11 protein-coding genes are annotated in these 18,104 nt (G+C 63.5%); 4 read left to right on the forward strand and 7 right to left on the reverse strand.

The genetic code is table 11. The features are described 5' to 3' along the window. The first annotated feature begins 142 nt into the window (after nucleotides 1-142). Nucleotides 143-955: a helix-turn-helix transcriptional regulator gene (locus tag EN749_RS02700; protein WP_127810913.1), complete on the forward strand. Its 813-nt coding sequence runs from the start codon at nucleotides 143-145 to the stop codon at nucleotides 953-955. On the opposite strand, the gene EN749_RS02705 is transcribed toward EN749_RS02700, so the two are convergent. Together EN749_RS02705 and EN749_RS02710 are read right to left on the reverse strand one after the other, a co-directional pair. Continuing rightward, nucleotides 956-1,933, reverse strand: a complete 978-nt coding sequence (locus EN749_RS02705) for a DMT family transporter (RefSeq protein ID WP_128362519.1) — start codon at nucleotides 1,931-1,933, stop codon at nucleotides 956-958. Further along, entirely contained in the window at nucleotides 1,930-4,236 is a 2,307-nt protein-coding gene (locus EN749_RS02710) for a xanthine dehydrogenase family protein molybdopterin-binding subunit (protein WP_128362520.1), read from the reverse strand. The genes EN749_RS02705 and EN749_RS02710 overlap by 4 nt, the downstream gene beginning before the upstream one ends. A gap of 156 nt (nucleotides 4,237-4,392) precedes the next feature. On the opposite strand from EN749_RS02710, the gene pepN reads away from it, so the two are divergent. The 3 genes from pepN to EN749_RS02725 all read left to right on the forward strand — a co-directional run bounded on the left by pepN (nucleotide 4,393) and on the right by EN749_RS02725 (nucleotide 9,912). Further along, nucleotides 4,393-7,038 carry an aminopeptidase N gene (pepN, locus tag EN749_RS02715; protein WP_128362521.1) on the forward strand — a complete coding sequence of 882 codons (2,646 nt, stop codon included), beginning with the start codon at nucleotides 4,393-4,395 and terminating at the stop codon, nucleotides 7,036-7,038. Nucleotides 7,039-7,221: 183 nt separating this feature from the next. Continuing rightward, nucleotides 7,222-9,543, forward strand: a complete 2,322-nt coding sequence (locus EN749_RS02720) for a PAS domain-containing sensor histidine kinase (RefSeq protein ID WP_128288782.1) — start codon at nucleotides 7,222-7,224, stop codon at nucleotides 9,541-9,543. Nucleotides 9,544-9,651: 108 nt separating this feature from the next. Next, nucleotides 9,652-9,912 (forward strand): type II toxin-antitoxin system prevent-host-death family antitoxin, encoded by a 261-nt coding sequence (locus EN749_RS02725; RefSeq protein ID WP_128362522.1) that lies wholly within the window; start codon nucleotides 9,652-9,654, stop codon nucleotides 9,910-9,912. Between the two features lie 492 nt (nucleotides 9,913-10,404). Here EN749_RS02725 and EN749_RS02735 read toward each other — a convergent pair whose 3' ends face one another. The 5 genes from EN749_RS02735 to EN749_RS02755 form a co-directional block, all read right to left on the reverse strand. Continuing rightward, entirely contained in the window at nucleotides 10,405-13,359 is a 2,955-nt protein-coding gene (locus tag EN749_RS02735; protein WP_128362523.1) for a bifunctional [glutamine synthetase] adenylyltransferase/[glutamine synthetase]-adenylyl-L-tyrosine phosphorylase, read from the reverse strand. Next, a complete protein-coding gene (locus EN749_RS02740; RefSeq protein WP_127810920.1) occupies nucleotides 13,359-14,837 on the reverse strand; it encodes a HAMP domain-containing sensor histidine kinase in 1,479 nt (492 codons plus the stop codon). Before EN749_RS02740 ends, EN749_RS02735 begins: the two co-directional genes overlap by 1 nt. 7 nt (nucleotides 14,838-14,844) lie before the next feature. After that, nucleotides 14,845-15,519, reverse strand: coding sequence for a response regulator transcription factor (locus EN749_RS02745; protein WP_023812818.1), 675 nt, complete (start codon nucleotides 15,517-15,519; stop codon nucleotides 14,845-14,847). Nucleotides 15,520-15,870: 351 nt separating this feature from the next. Further along, nucleotides 15,871-17,424, reverse strand: a complete 1,554-nt coding sequence (locus tag EN749_RS02750; RefSeq protein ID WP_127270962.1) for a Do family serine endopeptidase — start codon at nucleotides 17,422-17,424, stop codon at nucleotides 15,871-15,873. Nucleotides 17,425-17,554: 130 nt separating this feature from the next. Beyond that, nucleotides 17,555-18,022 (reverse strand): cytochrome c-type biogenesis protein, encoded by a 468-nt coding sequence (locus EN749_RS02755; protein WP_128362525.1) that lies wholly within the window; start codon nucleotides 18,020-18,022, stop codon nucleotides 17,555-17,557. Between the last annotated feature and the right edge of the window lie 82 nt (nucleotides 18,023-18,104).

An 18,104-nucleotide genomic window follows, 5' to 3' on the forward strand; every position in this document is an offset into this window, starting at 1 on the left:
TGGCCAATCTCCTCCACGAGGGGGGGAGATTGGCTGTCATCTCCGCTTTCGCCAATCTCCAATGTGGATAGGCGAACGCCGGCAAGAACTATGACCTCAGACGTAATTGAAATGCCCCCCTCTCCAGTCTAACCATGCCCTCATGACAACAGCCCAAACCTCCGCCGGCAGCCTCATTCGCGAGTGGCGCACCCGCCGCCGCATGTCTCAACTCGACCTCGCCATGGAGGCCGAAATCTCGCAGCGGCATCTGAGCTTCGTCGAAAGCGGCCGCGCCGCGCCCTCACGCGACATGGTGCTGCATCTGGCCGAGCAATTGTCGATGCCGCTGAGGCAGCGCAACCAGTTGCTGCTCGCCGCCGGCTTTGCGCCGAGCTTCGGCGAGCGCTCATTGACCGACACCACGATGGCGCCGGCGATGGCGGCGGTCGAGATCGTCCTCAAAGGCCACGAGCCGTTCCCGGCACTCGCCGTCGACCGCCACTGGAACCTGGTTTCGGCCAATGCCGCCATTGCCCCCTTCCTTGCCGATGTCAGCGAGGCTTCGCTGCTGACGCCGCCGGTCAACGTGCTTCGCCTCAGCCTGCATCCCGGCGGCATCGCGCCACGCATCGTCAATCTCCAGGAATGGCGGACGCATCTGCTCGAGCGCCTGAAACACCAGAATGACGCGAGCGGCGACGCGGTGCTGATCGAACTCGAGCGTGAGCTGAGGACTTATCCGTCCGGCTTGAAAGGCAGCCGGCCGGTGTCGGTAGAGCCGAACCCCATCGTGCACCCGCTCAGGCTTGCGCACGGCGACCAGGTGCTGTCGTTCATCAGCACCATCACCGTGTTCGGCACGCCGCTCGACGTGACCCTTTCGGAACTGGCGATCGAATCGTTTTTTCCAGCCGACGAGCAGACGAGGACGGTGCTGGTTCGGTTGGCGAAGGAGCGAGCCGAGCTGTCGTAATCACCCTTCAGGCAAAGATGCCTTGCGCGTGCGGGTCCGCTCCAGGCCAAGCTGGCGTTCGCGCCAGATGATGAAGATGCCGGCGGCGACGACGATCAGGCCGCCGGCAAGCATATGGAGCGTGGCGACGTCGCCGAAGACGAGATAGCCGACGACGACGCCGAGGATCATCGACGTATATTCGAACGGCGCCACGACCGAGGCTTCGGCATGGCGATAGGCTGCCGTCATCAGTATCTGCCCGAGGCCGCCGCAGAAGCCGGCGGCAACAAGGAGAGCCGCCTGGAGCGGCGTCAGCGCCTGCCAGCCGAATGGCAGCGACAGCAGCGACATGACGCTCGCCGTCACCGAAAACCACAGCACGATGGTCGCCGTGCGCTCGCTTTGCACGAGATTGCGCACCAAGAGCATGGCGACGGCCGAGATCGCCGCGGCGACAAGAGCGGCGATGACGCCAAGCACTTCCTGGTCGTCGAGCGCCTCGTCGGAACTCAGCAGCGTCAGTTCCGGCCAGGAGATGATCAGCACGCCGACCAAGCCGACCGCGACCGCACTCCAGCGATAGACACGGATGGCCTCGCCGAGGAAGATGGAGCTGAACACCACCACCAGCAGCGGCTGCGCGTAGTTCAGCGTGATCGCTTCCGGCAGCGGCAGCCGGGTCAACGCAAAAAAGCCGAGCCCCATGGCGCAGACGCCGACAAGGCCGCGGGCGATGTGGTTGAACGGACGGTTGGTGGTGAAGGCAGTGCCGAGTTCTTTCCTGAAGGCCAGGAAGGCGATGATCGGGAAGATAGCGAAGAAAGAGCGGAAGAAGACAATCTGGCCGGCCGGAACCGTGCCTGCGGCTTTGATGCAGGTCTGCATGCCGACGAAGACCGCCACCGACACGATCTTGAACATGATGCCGGTTAGCGTGTTGTGCCCGCCGGCATCATTGCCGGCTGTGGCCGGGGGGCTGCCGGGGCCTGCTGTCACGCTCCCGACGCTTCTCGGATGGTCGCCCAGATACGCGCCGGCGTTGCCGGCATGTCGATGTGCTTGACGCCATAGGCGCGCCAGAGCGCGTCAGTCACCGCATTGAGTGCCGCCGGCGTCGAGCCGATGGTGCCGGCCTCGCCCGCGCCCTTGATGCCGAGTGCATTGGTGGTCGAAGGCACGTTGCGGGTCTCGAAATGGAAGAACGGGAAATTGTCGGCGCGCGGCATGGCGTAATCCATGAAGCTCGCCGTCAAAAGCTGTCCGTCCTCGCCATAGATGGTGTCCTCGGTCAGTGCCTGGCCGATGCCTTGCACGACGCCGCCATGCACCTGGCCGGCGAGCAGGATCGGGTTCACGGTGACGCCGAAATCGTCGACGATGGTGTAGCGGACGATCTCGGTCGCGCCGGTGTCGGGATCGATCTCGACCTCGCAGATATGAGTGCCGTTGGGATAGGTGCATTCGTCCTGCACGAACTCGCCAAAGCCCTTGAGATCATCCGGCGTCTTGGCGGCCTTGGCGATGGCGGAAAAATCGATCGAGCGATCGGTGCCGACGATGCGGGCAACACCATCAGACAGCTCAATGTCGCCGGCCGAGGCTTCAAGCTCGTCGGCGGCGATGCGCTTGATCTTGTTGGCCAGATCCTCGCCCGCGCGGGAAGCCGATACACCCCCCAGCGGTATGGAGCGCGAGCCGCCGGTGCCGCCGCCGGCTTTCAATTCATCGGTATCGCCCTGGCGGACATGGATCTTGTCGATGTCGAGATTGAGCTTTTCCGACAGGAACTGGGCATAGGCGGTGGCGTGCCCCTGTCCGTTGGTCTGGGTGCCGATCTTCAGCGTCACCGTGCCATCGCCGTTGAGTTCGACGAAGGCCGGTTCGGAGCCCGGAAAGGCACAGGCCTCGATATAGGTCGCCATGCCGAGGCCGCGGATTTTTCCGCCGGCCTTCGATTGCGCCAGCCGCTCGGGAAACGCTTTCCATTCGGATTGCTCAATAGCGCGCTCCATATGGCCTTCGAATTCACCGGTGTCGTAGAGGCGGCCGGTTTGCGTCCGGTAGGGAAATTGCTCCGGCCGGATGAAGTTGCGGCGGCGGATCTCCTCGACAGGCAGGCCGAGATCATGGGCGCAGGCATCGACCAGCTTTTCCAGCAGGAAGGCTGCTTCCGGACGGCCGGCACCGCGATAGGCATCGACCGGACAGGTGTTGGTGTAGAGGCCGGTCACCGAGACATCGAGCGCCTGGATATCGTAGACACCGGTCGACATGGTGACGCCGATATAGGGGATGAACGGGCCGTATTGCGAGATATAGGCGCCGATGTTGGCGAGCAGGTCCACCTTCATGCCGAGAAAGCGGCCGTCCTTGTCGAGCGCCATCTCGGCCGTGACGAAATTGTCGCGGCCTTGCGCGTCGGTCAGGAAGTGCTCCGTGCGGTCACCGGCCCATTTCACCGGGCGGCCAAGCCGCTTTGCCGCTTCCAGCACCAGCGGATATTCGCGGTAGACGAAGCTCTTCGGCCCGAAACCGCCGCCGACATCAGGCGTGATGACGCGCAGCTGGTCCTTCTTGATCTTGAACACGCTGGCCAGGATATACTGCATGGAGTGCACGCCTTGCGACCCGGTGGTCAGCACGAAGCGCTTCTCCTCGACGTTCCATTCGCCGATCGCGGAGCGCGGCTCCATGTAGTTGCACACCAGCCGGTTGTTGACGAACTCGATGCGGGTGACATGGGCGGCCTTGGCGAAAGCCGCTTCGCTCTTTTTCTTGTCGCCCATGTGGTAGCTGAAGGCGCGGTTGGAACCAAGCTCCGGCCAGACCAGCGGCGTGCCTTCGGCCAATGCCGTTGCCGTCCCGGAGGCCGCATCTTCGCCGTCATAGTCGACATCGATCAGTTCGGCGGCATCCTGCGCCAAGGCTCGGCTGTCGGCGACGACGAAGGCAATGGCATCGCCGACATAGTTGACGCGGTCGCCGCACAGGATCGGGATGTCGCGCGTCGGAGCCTTGGTGCCGTCCGGCTGTTCCTGCATGACGCCGGATTTCAGATCGCCGAGATGGGCAAGATCCTTGCCGGTCAGCACCAGATGGACGCCAGGTGCCGTCTTCGCCGCCTCGGTCGAACCGATGGTGAAGCTGGCCTTGGCGACCGGCGAGCGCAGGACATAGCCATGCAGGACGCCAGCCGGCTGGATGTCGTCGGTATAGCGGCCCTGGCCCTGGATGAAGGCGGCATCCTCGCGCCGCAGCACGGATGCGCCCATGCCGAATTTCGGTGTGACGACGGTCATGGGTGCCTCGTGATGATGACAGGAGAAGGAACGCCTGAAATAGGCATTGCCTCAGTTTTGTCGAGGGGCCGTTTCGTGTAAAGAGCGCGGACTTCAAATTTCTTGGACCAGCGGACACAATCCGCCGCCAACGCAATCGACAGGAAAACCCACGGAATGCGCACGGACACCGGCCAGGTCTTCAAACTCGAAGACTATCGCCCCAACGACTACCTCATTCCGAAAACCGACCTTACCTTCCGCCTTTCGCCAGACGCAACGCGTGTCACCGCCGTCCTCACGATAGAGCGCCGTGACGACGTCTCCGTGTCGGCACCGCTGGTGCTCGACGGCGACGGGCTGACGCTTAAGCGCATCGAGATCGACGGCAAGAAGATAAAACCGGCGGATCTGCTGGCGACGCCTGACCAGCTGACCATCCTCAAGCCACCGGCGGCGCGTCGCTTCCAGTTGCTCATCGAGACCGAGGTGGCGCCGGCGGGCAACGAAGCCCTGATGGGCCTCTACCGCTCGAGCCATGTCTACTGCACGCAATGCGAAGCGGAGGGCTTTCGCCGCATCACCTATTTCCTCGATCGTCCCGACATCCTGTCCGTCTACACGGTGCGCATAGAGGCAATGCGTGACGAAGCGCCGCTGCTCCTGTCCAACGGCAACCCGGTCGACAGGGGCGACCTCGGCGACGGCTGGCACTATGCAGTGTGGCACGACCCTTTCCCCAAGCCATCCTATTTGTTCGCGCTGGTGGCCGGCAATCTCGGCCAGGTTGCGGACAGTTTCGTCACGCTATCGGGCCGCACGGTCGAACTCGGCATCTATGTCGAGCCCGGCAAGGAGAAGCTGGCCGGCTACGCGATGGATGCCCTGAAGCGGTCGATGAAATGGGACGAGGAGGCGTTCGGCCGCGAATACGATCTCGACGTCTTCAACATCGTCGCCGTGTCAGACTTCAACATGGGCGCGATGGAGAACAAGGGCCTCAATATCTTCAACGACAAATATGTGCTGGCCGACCGGGAGACCGCGACGGACGCCGATTTCGCCAATATCGAGGCGATCATCGCGCATGAGTATTTCCACAATTGGACAGGCAACAGAATCACTTGCCGCGACTGGTTCCAGCTCTGCCTGAAGGAAGGCCTGACGGTTTTCCGCGACCACGAATTCTCCGCCGACCAGCGCTCGCGCGCGGTCAAGCGCATCGCCGAAGTGCGCACCTTGCGCGCCCACCAGTTTCCCGAGGACCAGGGCCCACTGGCGCATCCAGTGCGGCCGCGCCGCTACCGCGAGATCAACAATTTCTACACCGCCACGGTCTACGAGAAGGGCTCTGAAGTGGTGCGCATGATCCGCACAATTCTCGGTGCCGACGTCTTTCGCGCCGGCATGGACCTCTATTTCGAGCGGCACGACGGTGACGCAGCGACGATCGAGGATTTCATCAAGGTGTTCGAGGATGTGTCCGGCCGCGACCTGTCGCAGTTCGCGCTCTGGTATCATCAGGCAGGCACGCCGAACCTGACGATCAGTTCGACGCACAATCCGGCGGCGCAAGAGTTCACGCTCGAAATCGAGCAGTCGGTACCGCCGACACCCTCCGAAAGCCGCAAGCGGCTGATGCACATCCCGCTGGCTTTCGGCCTGATCGGCGCCGGCGGCAAGCCTGTGCCGTATAGCGGCGTCGAGGGCGCCAGCGTCGAGGACGGCGTCATCCATATCCGCAAGCGTCGCCACATGGTGCGGTTTTCAGGCGTCACCGAGCGCCCGGCCGTGTCGCTCAACCGCGGCTTTTCGGCGCCGGTGACATTGTCCGTCGAGCAGAAAGCCGACGACCAGTTCTTTCTCGCCCGCCATGACAGCGACGCCTTTTCGCGCTGGCAGGCCTTCAATACTTTGCTGACCGATGCACTGATCACCGCCTTCCGCGAGATCCTCGGCGGCAAGCAGCCGGCCTTTGCACCGCGGCTGATCGAACTCGCCGGCAGCATCGCCGGCGACGAGACGCTGGAGCCGGCCTATCGAGCACTGGCGCTGGCATTGCCCGGCGAAGCCGACATCGCCCGCGACATCGGCCGGAACATCGACCCCGATGCTATCTATGCGGCTCGCGAGGCACTGGCGTTGGCGATCGGCACTGCGAACCGGGACGCTTTTTCGGGCCTTTACCGCGGCCTTGCAGACAAAGCAGCGTTCAGCCCCGACGCGGCGAGCGCCGGACGACGCGCCTTGCGCAACACCTTGCTGGATTATCTGTCGCTGCAGCCGGGTGGAGCAGCACTCGCCGCCAGGCATTTCCAGTCGGCGACCAACATGACCGACCGCGCGGCAGCACTTGCCGTGCTCGCGCATCGTCACCACGGTTCGCCCGAGGCGGTCGAGGCGCTGGCGGCTTTCGAGACGACCTATGGGTCCGACCCGCTGGTCATGGACAAATGGTTCCAGATCCAGGCCAGCGTTCCGGGACCGCAAACCGTCGACACCGTGAAGGCCCTGACCAACCACCCGGCCTTCTCGATGGGCAATCCGAACCGGGTTCGCTCGCTGATCGGCACCTTCTCCAGCGCCAACCAGACCGGCTTCCATCGTGCTGACGGCGAAGGCTACTGGTTCTTTGCCCAGACTGTGCTCGAGGTTGAAAAGCGCAACCCGCAAGTGGCGGCCAGGCTGGCGACGGCGCTCAGATCGTGGCGTTCGCTCGAACCTTTGCGGCAGGCCAAGGCCAGGGAAGCGCTGCTGTCGATCGCCGGCGCCGAAAACCTGTCGGCGGATCTGCGGGATATTGTCGAGCGCACGCTGGCGTAGGGAGAGCGATCTCCCCCACGAGGGGGGAGATCGACCATTTCGACGTTATTTTAGTCGATTTTTAATCTTTTTTGGCCGGACCACTGGACAAGGCGAATCACCTTTGATTCTTTACTGACGATTCGGATGTGCGGCGTTTGCCGGATCACCAAGCAGCATAGGCAAATTCGGGGAGTGCCATTTATGGCGAAGGCGGACGCGTGGGGCGCGCCCGGAGGGACGGCTTTTGCGCGTCGTGAGACGCGCGGCGACGGTCTTGCCGGGAATACGCGGCTCATCGCCGAACCGGCCTATCGACGGCTTCTGGCCGCCGAGCCGCTGCTGCGCCGATCGATACCCGTCCTCATCATCACCTTCCTGATCGTCATCGCGGCGCTGCGCGTGCTGTCGCTGATGAACGAGCGCGACGATGTCGAGCGCAATGCCAAGGCGATCCTGACGCTGGCGGCGGGCCAATTGGCCAGTTCGCTCGCCACCACCTCGGAAACGGTGCCCGGCGCCATACAGGACCTGCTGGAGACCACCAGCCGTCAGGGCGCGATGGGCCGCAGCCATGTGCTTGTCATCACCGACAGCGCTTTCAAGATCGTCGCGGTGACGCCGCGCTCCATGCCATGGCAGGGCCATTCACTCGACGGCCTCGTCGAGGGCGGCCAGCCCTTGTTCATGTTCGGCGATCGTGCCGGCGTCATGGACGTCAACATCGACGGACGGGATTGGTACGCGGCGGTCAGCCTGGCGGATGGCGGAAAGGGCGCATCGGCGGCCCTGGTGCCACAGGACGCGGTTTTCGATGCCTGGCGCAAGACCGTTTCACTGAACGTCACCCTGTTCGTGCTGACGGCCGGCGTGCTGATCGTCATCCTCTATGCCTATTTCGGCCAGGCGGCACGTGCGCAGGCGGCTGACCGCATCTATCTCGAAGCGCATCAGCGCATCGATATGGCGCTGGTGCGCGGCCGCTGCGGCCTGTGGGACTGGGACATGGTGCGCGGCAAGATGTACTGGTCGCGCTCGATGTACGACATGCTCGGCTACAAGCCCTGCGACACGATGCTGTCCTTCGGCGAGGTCGATCAGATCATCCATCCCGAGGACGGTGACCTGTTCGAACTCGCCAACAGAATTGTCGCACGCGAGATCGATCATATCGACCAGGTGTTCCGGATGCGGCATTCCGACGGCCAATGGGTCTGGATGCGCGCACGGGCACAGGTCATCGATCCGGAAGCGCCGGAGATCCAGCTGATCGGCATTGCCGTCGACGTCACCGAACAGCGTCATCTGGCGCTGCGTTCCGAGGCTGCCGACCTTCGCCTCAGGACGGCGATCGAGAACATCAACGAATCCTTCGTGCTGTGGGATTCGACGCAGCGCCTGATCATGTGCAATTCCAAATACCAGCAGGACAATGGGCTTTCGGACCGCGACGTGATGCCGGGCACCGCGCGCGCGGCGCTGGAAGAACGCATGCTGGCCTTTGCTTCCGAACGGCGGCTCGCCCACACCAGCGGCCTGCAGGGCGGCGCCACTTTCGAGCGCCAGCTGGCCGACGGCCGCTGGCTGCAGGTCAACGAACTGAAGACCCGGGACGGCGGCATCGTCTCGGTCGGCTCCGACATCACCCAGATCAAGCTGCACCAGGAGAAGCTGGTCGACAGCGAGCGCCGGCTGATGGCGACGATCCATGATCTCAGCCTGGCGCGGCGGGCCGAAGAGGAGCGTTCGCGCGAACTGGTCGACCTCAACCGCAAATACATGAAGGAAACCGAACGCGCCGAAGCGGCGAACCGGGCCAAATCCGAGTTCCTGGCCAACATGTCGCATGAGTTACGCACGCCGCTGAACGCCATCATCGGCTTCTCCGAACTGATGGAACAGGGGCTGTTCGGCCCGCTCGGATCGGAGCGCTACGAGGAATATGCCACCGACATCAACAGCAGCGGCAAATATCTCCTGGGCGTCATCAACGACATTCTCGACATGTCCAAGATCGAAGCCGGCCAGTTTTCGCTGGACCGGGAAGAGATCGACCTCGGCCCGCTGATCAGCGAAACCGTACGCGTCGTTTCGCTGCAGGCGGCGCAAAAGGCCATCACCGTGGAAACGCGCATTGCCGATGCGCTGACGCTGGTCGCCGATCGCCGTGCGATCAAGCAGATCGTCATCAACCTTTTGTCCAATGCGGTGAAGTTCACCGGCCAGGGCGGCCACATATCGGTCAGGGCCCGCAACACATCCGGCGCGCTGGTGCTGACGATCGAGGACAATGGCTGCGGCATCCCCAAGGATGCGCTCGGCAAACTCGGACGGCCTTTCGAGCAGGTGCAGAACCAGTTCTCCAAGAGCCATGCCGGGTCCGGCCTTGGTCTTGCCATCTCACGTTCACTGGCCGAACTCCAGGGCGGCGCGCTGAAGATCCGGTCGAGCGAAGGAGTCGGCACGATCGTGTCGGTGCGCATCCCGGTGAAGAAGGCCGCGCCGGCGATCAAGGCCGCAGCCTGAAGATTTCATCACCATTCCAGGCTTGATCCCACCTCGCAGGCCCGAGGTGAGATGCTTTGACAAAACTATCTATTTTATCTATTTTAGATAGAAAAGAGAGGCATTGCTATGCGAGTGACTTCAACAGAATTCCAGCAGAATGTCGGGCGTTTCCAGGACGTTGCCCAGCGTGCGCCGATCGCAATCACAAAGAATGGCCGGACCCACACGGTACTCCTGTCGGCGGCGATGTTCGAGGTGTTGGTCAAGGGACGAGTCGCCCGTAACGCGGAAGAATTGGACGATGAGACGCTGAACGCCATCGCCGAAAGCGCCGTACCGAGCGAATATGCCGGGCTCGATGCGATGCTTAAAGACTGGACACCGTGAGCCTGCCCAAACCTATCCCGGGTCTGTTGATTTCCTATTCTTACCTCTGGGTGAGAGAACACGAAAAGGGTGCCGAAGAAGGTCGCAAAAACCGACCATGCGCCATTGTCGCCGCGCGCCGGGTCGTGGAGGGCCGTGAAGTTATAACGGTCGTTCCGGTCACACACTCGCCACCGGCTGATCCTGCCGATGCAGTAGAAATACCTGCGCCACTCAAAGCCCATCTCGGCCTCGATGATACGCCGTCATGGATCGTCGTGACCGAAACCAATGACTTCCTCTGGCCGGGTCCCGATCTCAGGCCCATCGCGGGCAGCAAACCGTCCCGATCGACTATGGCATGCTGCCGCCGCGTTTCTATGCCTATCTGCGCGACCGGATTTTGCAGTCTCACGCGAGCCGGGCGCTCCAGCAGATTCGGCGAACAGAGTAGCTGCATGAGACCGGAAGAGCACGAAACGTCTTCGGTTCCAGGGGACGATCGCTTCACGGTCATCCCGTACGAAGCAAAAGATCGAAATCCTTCCTGACCGTCTGCGACGTCTCCTTGAGGTGTGCTTCCAGCACACCGAAATCCGGCAGGTCGGTCACCGCCAGAAGCAGATCCGAAAGCCCCGGCGGAACGTCGTCGCGCTCAAAGGCTCCGGTGAGGCACAGCCGCGTCATCTGGGTCAGTGCAAGATAGAGCGCGTAGGCGTCGCCAAGCTCCTGCCTCACCCCGGCATCCGCGAAGCCCGGTGCCAGGCGCGACAGGATCTCGGCGATGCCGGTGGCGCGGCGCCCGGTCTCGACCTGCCCGGTAATGACGGCCACCTGGGCGATGAATTCCAGATCGATCAATCCTCCGGGAATAAGCTTGATGTCCCAGAGATCGCGCGGCGGCTTTTCCTTCTCGATCATAGCCCGCATGTCCGCAGCCTCGGCCATCACCTTTGCAGCATCGCGCGGCTGGCCCAGCACCGCCGCTACTTCCGCTTCAACCTCGCCACACAGGCTGGCGTCGCCAGCAATGGCACGGGCGCGGGCCAGCGCCATGTGTTCCCAAGTCCAGGCTTCCTGGCGCTGGTATTTCTTGAAGGCATCGATATGGGTGGCCACCGGTCCCTTGTTGCCGGACGGCCGCAGGCGCAGGTCGAGTTCGTAGAGCACCCCCTCCGCCGTCGGCGCGGACACCGCCGCGATCAGCCTTTGCGTCATGCGGGTGTAGTAATGCGAAGGTGCCAGCGGCTTGTCGCCATCGGACTCTTCGGCATCCGGCGCGTGGTCGTAGAGCAGGATCAGGTCGACGTCCGATCCGGCGGTCAGCTCGCGGCTGCCAAGCTTGCCCATACCGAGCAGCGCAACCACACCGCCGGCAATGGTGCCGTGGCGGGCCGCGAATTCGGCCGTCACCGCCTGCAACGCAGCCTCGATGGTGAGATCCGCCAGATCAGAAAAGGCGCGGCCGGCCCGCGCCGGATCGATCGAGCCGGCGAGCAGCCGGACACCGATCAGGAATTTCTGCTCGGAGGCAAAAATGCGCAGCCGGTCGAGCACATCCTCGTAAAGCCGGTCGCCCTCGACGAAGGCGGAAAGCCGCGCCGACAGATAGGCGCGGTCCGGTAGTTCGGTGAGCAAGGCCGGGTCGAGCAAACCATCGAAGACATGCGGCCTGCGGGTGATGATCGCCGCCAGCCGGGGGGCGGCCCCCATGATCGTCGCCAGAAGCTTCAGCAGGGCAGGATTGGACTGCAGCAGGGAGAACAGCTGGATACCAGCCGGCAGGCCGGCGAGAAACTCGTCGAAGCGCATCAGAGCTTCGTCGGCCCGGCGCGTCTGGCCGAAGGCGCGCAGCAGCGCCGGCGTCAGTTCCGTCAGCCGCTCGCGTGCCTCCGCCGACTGGGTGAGGCGATAGCGGCCGAAATGCCAGCCACGGATGACGCGGCAGATGTCGCTTGGCCGCTGAAAACCGAGCCCGTGCAAGGTCTGCAGCGTATCGGGATCGTCCACATCGCCGGTGAAGACCAGGTTGCCGATGCCGGTCGACAGTTCGGGTGCTGTTTCGAACAGTGCCGCGTAGTGGCGTTCGACCTGCTGCAGCGAGGCACGGAACGCTCGAGAAAAGGCAGAAGCATCGGCAAAGCCGAGCATGCGGGCGATGCGCTCCAGGCCTTCATCATCTTCCGGCAGCGTGTGCGTCTGCTCGTCGGCAACCATCTGCACGGCATGTTCGACGCGGCGCAGGAACCAGTACTGGCGGGCAAGCGCATCGCGCGCCTCGGCGGTGATCCAGCCGCGGGTCGCAAGCTCGCCGAGCATCGGCACGGTCTCGCGGCCACGCAGTTCAGGGAAGCGTCCGCCGGCGATGAGCTGCTGGGTCTGGACGAAGAACTCGATCTCTCGAATGCCGCCGCGGCCAAGCTTGACGTTGTGGCCCTTGACCGCAATCTCGCCATGGCCCTTGTGGGCGTGGATCTGGCGCTTGATCGAATGGACGTCGGCAATCGCCGCATAATCCATGTATTTGCGCCAGATATAGGGCTGCAACTCCTTGAGGAAGGCCGCACCCGCGGCCAGATCGCCTGCCACCGGGCGTGCCTTGATCATCGCGGCGCGCTCCCAGTTCTGGCCGCGTGCCTCATAGTAGCGCAGTGCCGCCTCGACCGGGATCGCCAGCGGTGTCGAACCGGGGTCTGGGCGCAGTCTCAGATCGGTGCGGAAGACATAACCGTGTTCGGTGCGGTCCTGCAGGATGCGCACCAGGCGGCGCGTCAGCCTCGAAAACAACTCGGTGGCATCGAGCGGATCGACGACGGCGGGCGCTTCCGGATCGAAGAAAACCACCAGATCGATGTCGGAGGAAAAATTCAGCTCATGCGCGCCGAGCTTGCCCATGCCGAGCAGGATCCAGCCCGACTGTTTCGACGGATTGCCGACATCCGGCAGTTTGAGTTTGCCCTGGCCATGCGCGTCACGCAGCAGGAAGTCGACGGCCGCACGGGTGCAGGCGTCTGCAAGATCGCTCAATCGCCGGACCGTCAGCGCCGTTTCGGCCTCGCCGGCAAGATCGGCCAGCGCGATGAGGAAATGCGCCTCCGCCTTCCACTGGCGCAGCTCCATCATCAAGCCGGATTCCGAGACTGCTTCGGCTAGATGCACCTGGTCGATGGCGGCGCCGATCACCTTCAGTCGAGCCTCGATCGTCTGCTCGAACAGCCCGTCCAGGATTTGCGGCCGGCGGCGTGCCGTATCGCGCAGGAACGGCGACAGATCGAAGACGGCGGCGAGGAAATCCTGGCCCTCGCCCTTGCCGGCCAGGAACTTGGCCAGCCGCGTCAGCCTCTCTTCGCGCGCGGCGGAAGCGATCTCGGCCAGTTCCAGCCGCGCACGCTCCTTGTCGAGCGGGGCAAGCCTGGCAGCCGGCTTCAGCAGCCATCCAGTCTCCACCCGCTTGGCTGAAGTGCTCATCAGTGATCCTCCCGAGCCGGGAAACTCATGACCACGGATAGTCCAGGATTGCCAGGCAAGAGTTCAAGCCGGCCATTGTGGAACGTCATGACCGCCTTGGCGAGGCTGAGGCCAAGACCGGAACCCGGCTGCGAACGGCTCTTCTCCAGCCGCACGAAACGTTCCGTGGCCCGCGCCCGGTCGCCATCGTCGGGAATGCCGTGTCCATTGTCGGCAACCGACAGGCGAACGTCCGTACCGGCTCGCTCGAGCGTGACGCGCACCGCCGGCTGGGCATTGGCGCCGGTCGAATATTTGATGGCGTTGTCGACGATGTTCGACAGCGCCTGACCGATCAGTTCGCGGTTGCCGTTGACGGACACCGCGTCGCGCGCGTCTGCTTCCAGCGACACGCCTGCCTCTTCCGCCACCGGCTCGTAAAGCTCGACAACGTCGCGCACGGCCTCCGCCAGATCGACGCGGTTGGTGTTCTCCGAGGAGTAGCCAGCCTCCAGCCGGGAGATCATCAGGATGGCGTTAAACGTTTTTATCAGCTGGTCCGACTCGGCAATAGTGCCTTCCAGCGCCTGCCGGTAATCGGTGGGCTTTTGCTTGCCCGAAAGCGTCGCTTCGGCCCGGTTGCGGAGCCGGGTCAGCGGCGTCTTCAGATCATGCGCGATGTTGTCGGAAACCTGCTTCAGGCCTTCATTCAGCGTGGCGATCCTGGCCAGCATGGCATTGAGATTTTCGGAGAGCCGGTCGAACTCATCGCCAACCCCCGTCACCGGCAGCCTGCCCGACAGATCGCCGCCCATAATGCGGCGGCTGGCTTCCGACACGCTGTCGATGCGCTTCAGCGCGGCGCGGCCGACAAAAAACCAGATCAGCAATCCGCCCAGCCCCATCATGCCGAGCGCCAGCATCAGCGCACGGCGGATGACCGCACGAAACCGTTCCGGCTCGCCAAGGTCGCGGCCGACCAGCATGATCATCTGGTTCGGCAACCGCAGCACCAGCGCAATGGCGTTGTGGCCCTTTTCGCCCTGCGCCTGCGCATCGTTCTGCTCGGATTGGGTGGTGGTGCCCTGCTCGGCGGGAAGGTTGCGCAGGCGCTCGAGCTCTCCCTCGCCAAAACGCTGATAAGAGAACGGACTGCTGGTCCAGCCTTCGGTTTCGAGAACGCCCGGCTCCAGGCTCTGCACATTGCCGGTCAGGATCTGTCCGTTGGCGTCGGCGATCAGATAGAGGTTGGCGCCGGGCTGGCGCGAGCGGGCCTCGACTACACGGACCAACACCGGCAGACCGCCACGTTGATAGGCGCGAGCCAGACCGAGCACCTCGTCATTGATGGTGTCCTGTGTCTGCCCGGTCAGCATGCGCGCCGACAACGAGGTCATGTAGAAGACGAGCGCCACCGCGCAGAGCGCGAAGAGCAGGAGGTAGAGCGCCGAAAGCCGCGCTGCCGTCGTCTTCATGATGGCTGGCACGGAAAGAGCCATGCCGCAGCTAGCCGCTCTTCAGCATATAGCCGGCGCCGCGAACCGTATGCAGGATGGGCTTGTCGAAGCCCTTCTCGATCTTGCCGCGCAGCCGCGAGACATGGACGTCGATGACATTGGTCTGCGGATCGAAATGATAGTCCCAGACATTTTCGAGCAGCATGGTGCGCGTCACCACTTGGCCGGCATGCCGCATCAGATATTCGAGCAAGCGGAATTCACGCGGCTGCAGCGTTATCTCGCGTGACGCACGGCGTACCGAATGCGACAGCCTGTCGAGTTCGAGATCGCCGACGCGGTAGACGGTTTCGGCTTCCTTGGCGCTGGCGCGACGGTTCAGAACCTCGACGCGGGCGAGAAGTTCGGAGAAGGCATAGGGCTTTGTCAGGTAATCGTCGCCGCCGGCGCGTAGACCCGTGACCCTATCATCGACCTCGCCGAGCGCCGACAGGATCAGCACCGGCGTTGTGTTGCCCCTGGACCGGAGACCGGCAATGACCGACAGGCCGTCGCGACGCGGCATCATCCGGTCGATCACCATCACGTCGTAGTCGCCGGCGTCGGCGAGCGCAAAGCCGGTTTCGCCGTCACCAGCGACATGCGCGGTGTGACCGGCCTCGGCAAAGGCTTTCTGCAAGTAATCCGCAGCCTCGCGATCGTCTTCTATGACGAGAATCTTCATAGGGCTGTTATACGCGATTTCGCCGGAAGGTTGAGTGGCAGACATCTGCATTGTGGCCTTTGCCAAAGCGCACCGCGATCAAGATTGCCGAAGCCGTACGCGATAAAGCTGCTCGCTGCCGATGTCATTTTGCGTCGGATCGCGGAAGCGCTTTTGAAAGTGTGCGGCAGCGGACGATGGGAAGCCCGCTGCCGCCGGGGGAAGGCGCGATGACTGACTAACGCGCGCTTCTCCATGCTTTCCCCTACGGCGGCTCGGGGGTGTTGAAACTGCCGCACTGGAAAAGTCCAACGTGCCGCCGGAACGCCCTCACCCACCTGGAAAGGCCGAGAGATCGCTCCGGGGCCAACCTCAGCCCTTGGCGACGGGCAGCGCGACGAAACGATTGGTGTCGTCGCGGGTGATCTGCATCAGCACTGCCTTGCGGCCGGATTTGACTGCATCGGTCATCGCCTTGGTGACGTCGTCGGTGCCGTTCACTTCGGTCGAATTGACCGATGTGATGACGTCGCCCGGCTGGATACCGCGATCGGCGGCATCGCTGTCGGGATCGACATCGGTCACCACCAGTCCCTTGCCGTTTTCAGACTTGGTAACGGTCAGGCCGAGATCGGCCAGCGTGTCGGGCTTGGCCGGGGCGGCGGGCTGCTGCTGGTCGACAGAGGCCTGCTTGTCGCTCGAGGGCAGTTTGCCGAGATCGACCTTGACCGTCTGGCTCTTGCCGTCGCGCCACACGGTGACGTCGACCGACTTGCCAGGCGAATAGGCGCCGATCAGCCGGGCCAGTTCCTTCGGCGAAGCGACATCCTTGCCGTCGACCTGGGTGATCACGTCACCGGCCGTGATGCCCGCCTTCTTGCCGGGACCATCGTCCTGGGCACTGGAAACCAGTGCGCCGTTGTTGGACTTCAGACCAAGCGACTCAGCGATGTCGGAGGTGACCGGCTGGATTTCCACACCGAGCCAGCCCCGCTGCACGGAACCGCTCTTCATCAGGTCCTGAACGACCTGCTTGGCGGTCGAAGCGGGAATGTCGAAGGCGATGCCGACGCTGCCGCCGGATGGCGAGAAGATCGCGGTGTTGATGCCGACGACCTGGCCGTTGAGGTTGAAGGTCGGACCGCCAGAATTGCCGCGGTTGACCGATGCGTCGATCTGGATGAAGTCGTCATAAGGGCCAGCGCCGATGTCACGGCCGCGGGCGGAGACGATGCCGGCGGTGACGGTTCCACCAAGGCCGAACGGATTGCCGACGGCCACCACCCAGTCGCCGACGCGAACCTTGGAGTCATCGGCGAAGTCGACATAGGTAAACTTGCCGACGCCGTCGACCTTAAGCACGGCGAGATCGGTGCGCGGGTCGGTGCCGACCAGCTTGGCGTCGAGTTCCTTGCCGTCATGCATCACCACGGTGAAGGCCGAGCCTTCCGAAACAACGTGATTGTTGGTGACGAGATAGCCGTCATCCGAGATGAAGAAGCCCGAGCCCTGGGCAACCGGCCGCGGCTGGTCGTTGTTGCGGTCGCGGTGGCTGAAGCGCCTGTTGCCGCCACCCTGGCCGTCCTGGTCACCAAAGCCACGGAATTCCTTGAAGAAGCGGCGCAGCTGTGGATTGTTGGGCAGGTTGTTCATGCCATCCTGGTCGTCGGACGGGTCGGAGCCATCATCGGCGGCCGGGCTGATCTTGGCCTTGACCTTGACACTGACAACGGCGGGAGAAACGCGCTCGACGACATCGGCGAAGCCCGGCACCTGCGGCGCCTCGACGCGTACGGCATCGGCCAGAACAGGGCTGGTTCCGCTGGTCAGCGCGCCAACGCCGATCGCACCGGCCACGGCGACAGATGCGACGGCAGCCATGAGACGCTTGCGGGTGACGGAATATGAATTGGGGGCAATATTCATGGATCTCTTATCCTCTTTCAACGGACGCTGCTTGGTCGGCATCCTCGGAAAGGAGAATTAGAGCGGCACACATTACAGCGCCATTTCCGACACATGAAACTTTGGTAATGTTTGGGAGTGACGGCGGACGTCAGTCGCGGCGCAATATGGCGTCCAGCGCCGCCTGTTCCTCAGTGGTCAACGCATTGGTCGCCAGCACGCGGCGCGACCGCGCGGTCAGCACGATGAAAACACCTCCAACCAGCAACAGCAGGACGGGCGTGCCCCATAGCAACGCATTGCGCAGGTCGAAACGCGGCTTCAGCAGCACGAACTCGCCATAGCGCGAAACCACGTAGTCCATGACCTGCTGGTCGGTGTCGCCGGCGACGAGGCGCTGACGCACAAGGACGCGCAGGTCGCGGGCAAGGTCGGCATCGGATTCGTCGATCGACTGGTTCTGGCAGACCATGCAGCGCAAGCCTTCCGACAGCGCCCGCGCCCGCGCCTCCAGCGTCGGATCAGGCAGCACCTCGTCAGGCTTCACCGCCGAGGCCGTGCCGGCAAAGAACAGCGCCAGCAGCAGGACAATGGAGGTCAGAGAAAACCGCGCGTTCATGGCAGGGTCGCGGATGGCACCGCGCTCGCCTGCTTGCGCCGCCGCGACGGCGCGCCGACGCGCAGGCGCCGGTCCATCAGTG

Source organism: Mesorhizobium sp. M7A.F.Ca.ET.027.02.1.1, from assembly GCF_004022985.1.
Classification (GTDB): Bacteria; Pseudomonadota; Alphaproteobacteria; order Rhizobiales; family Rhizobiaceae; genus Mesorhizobium.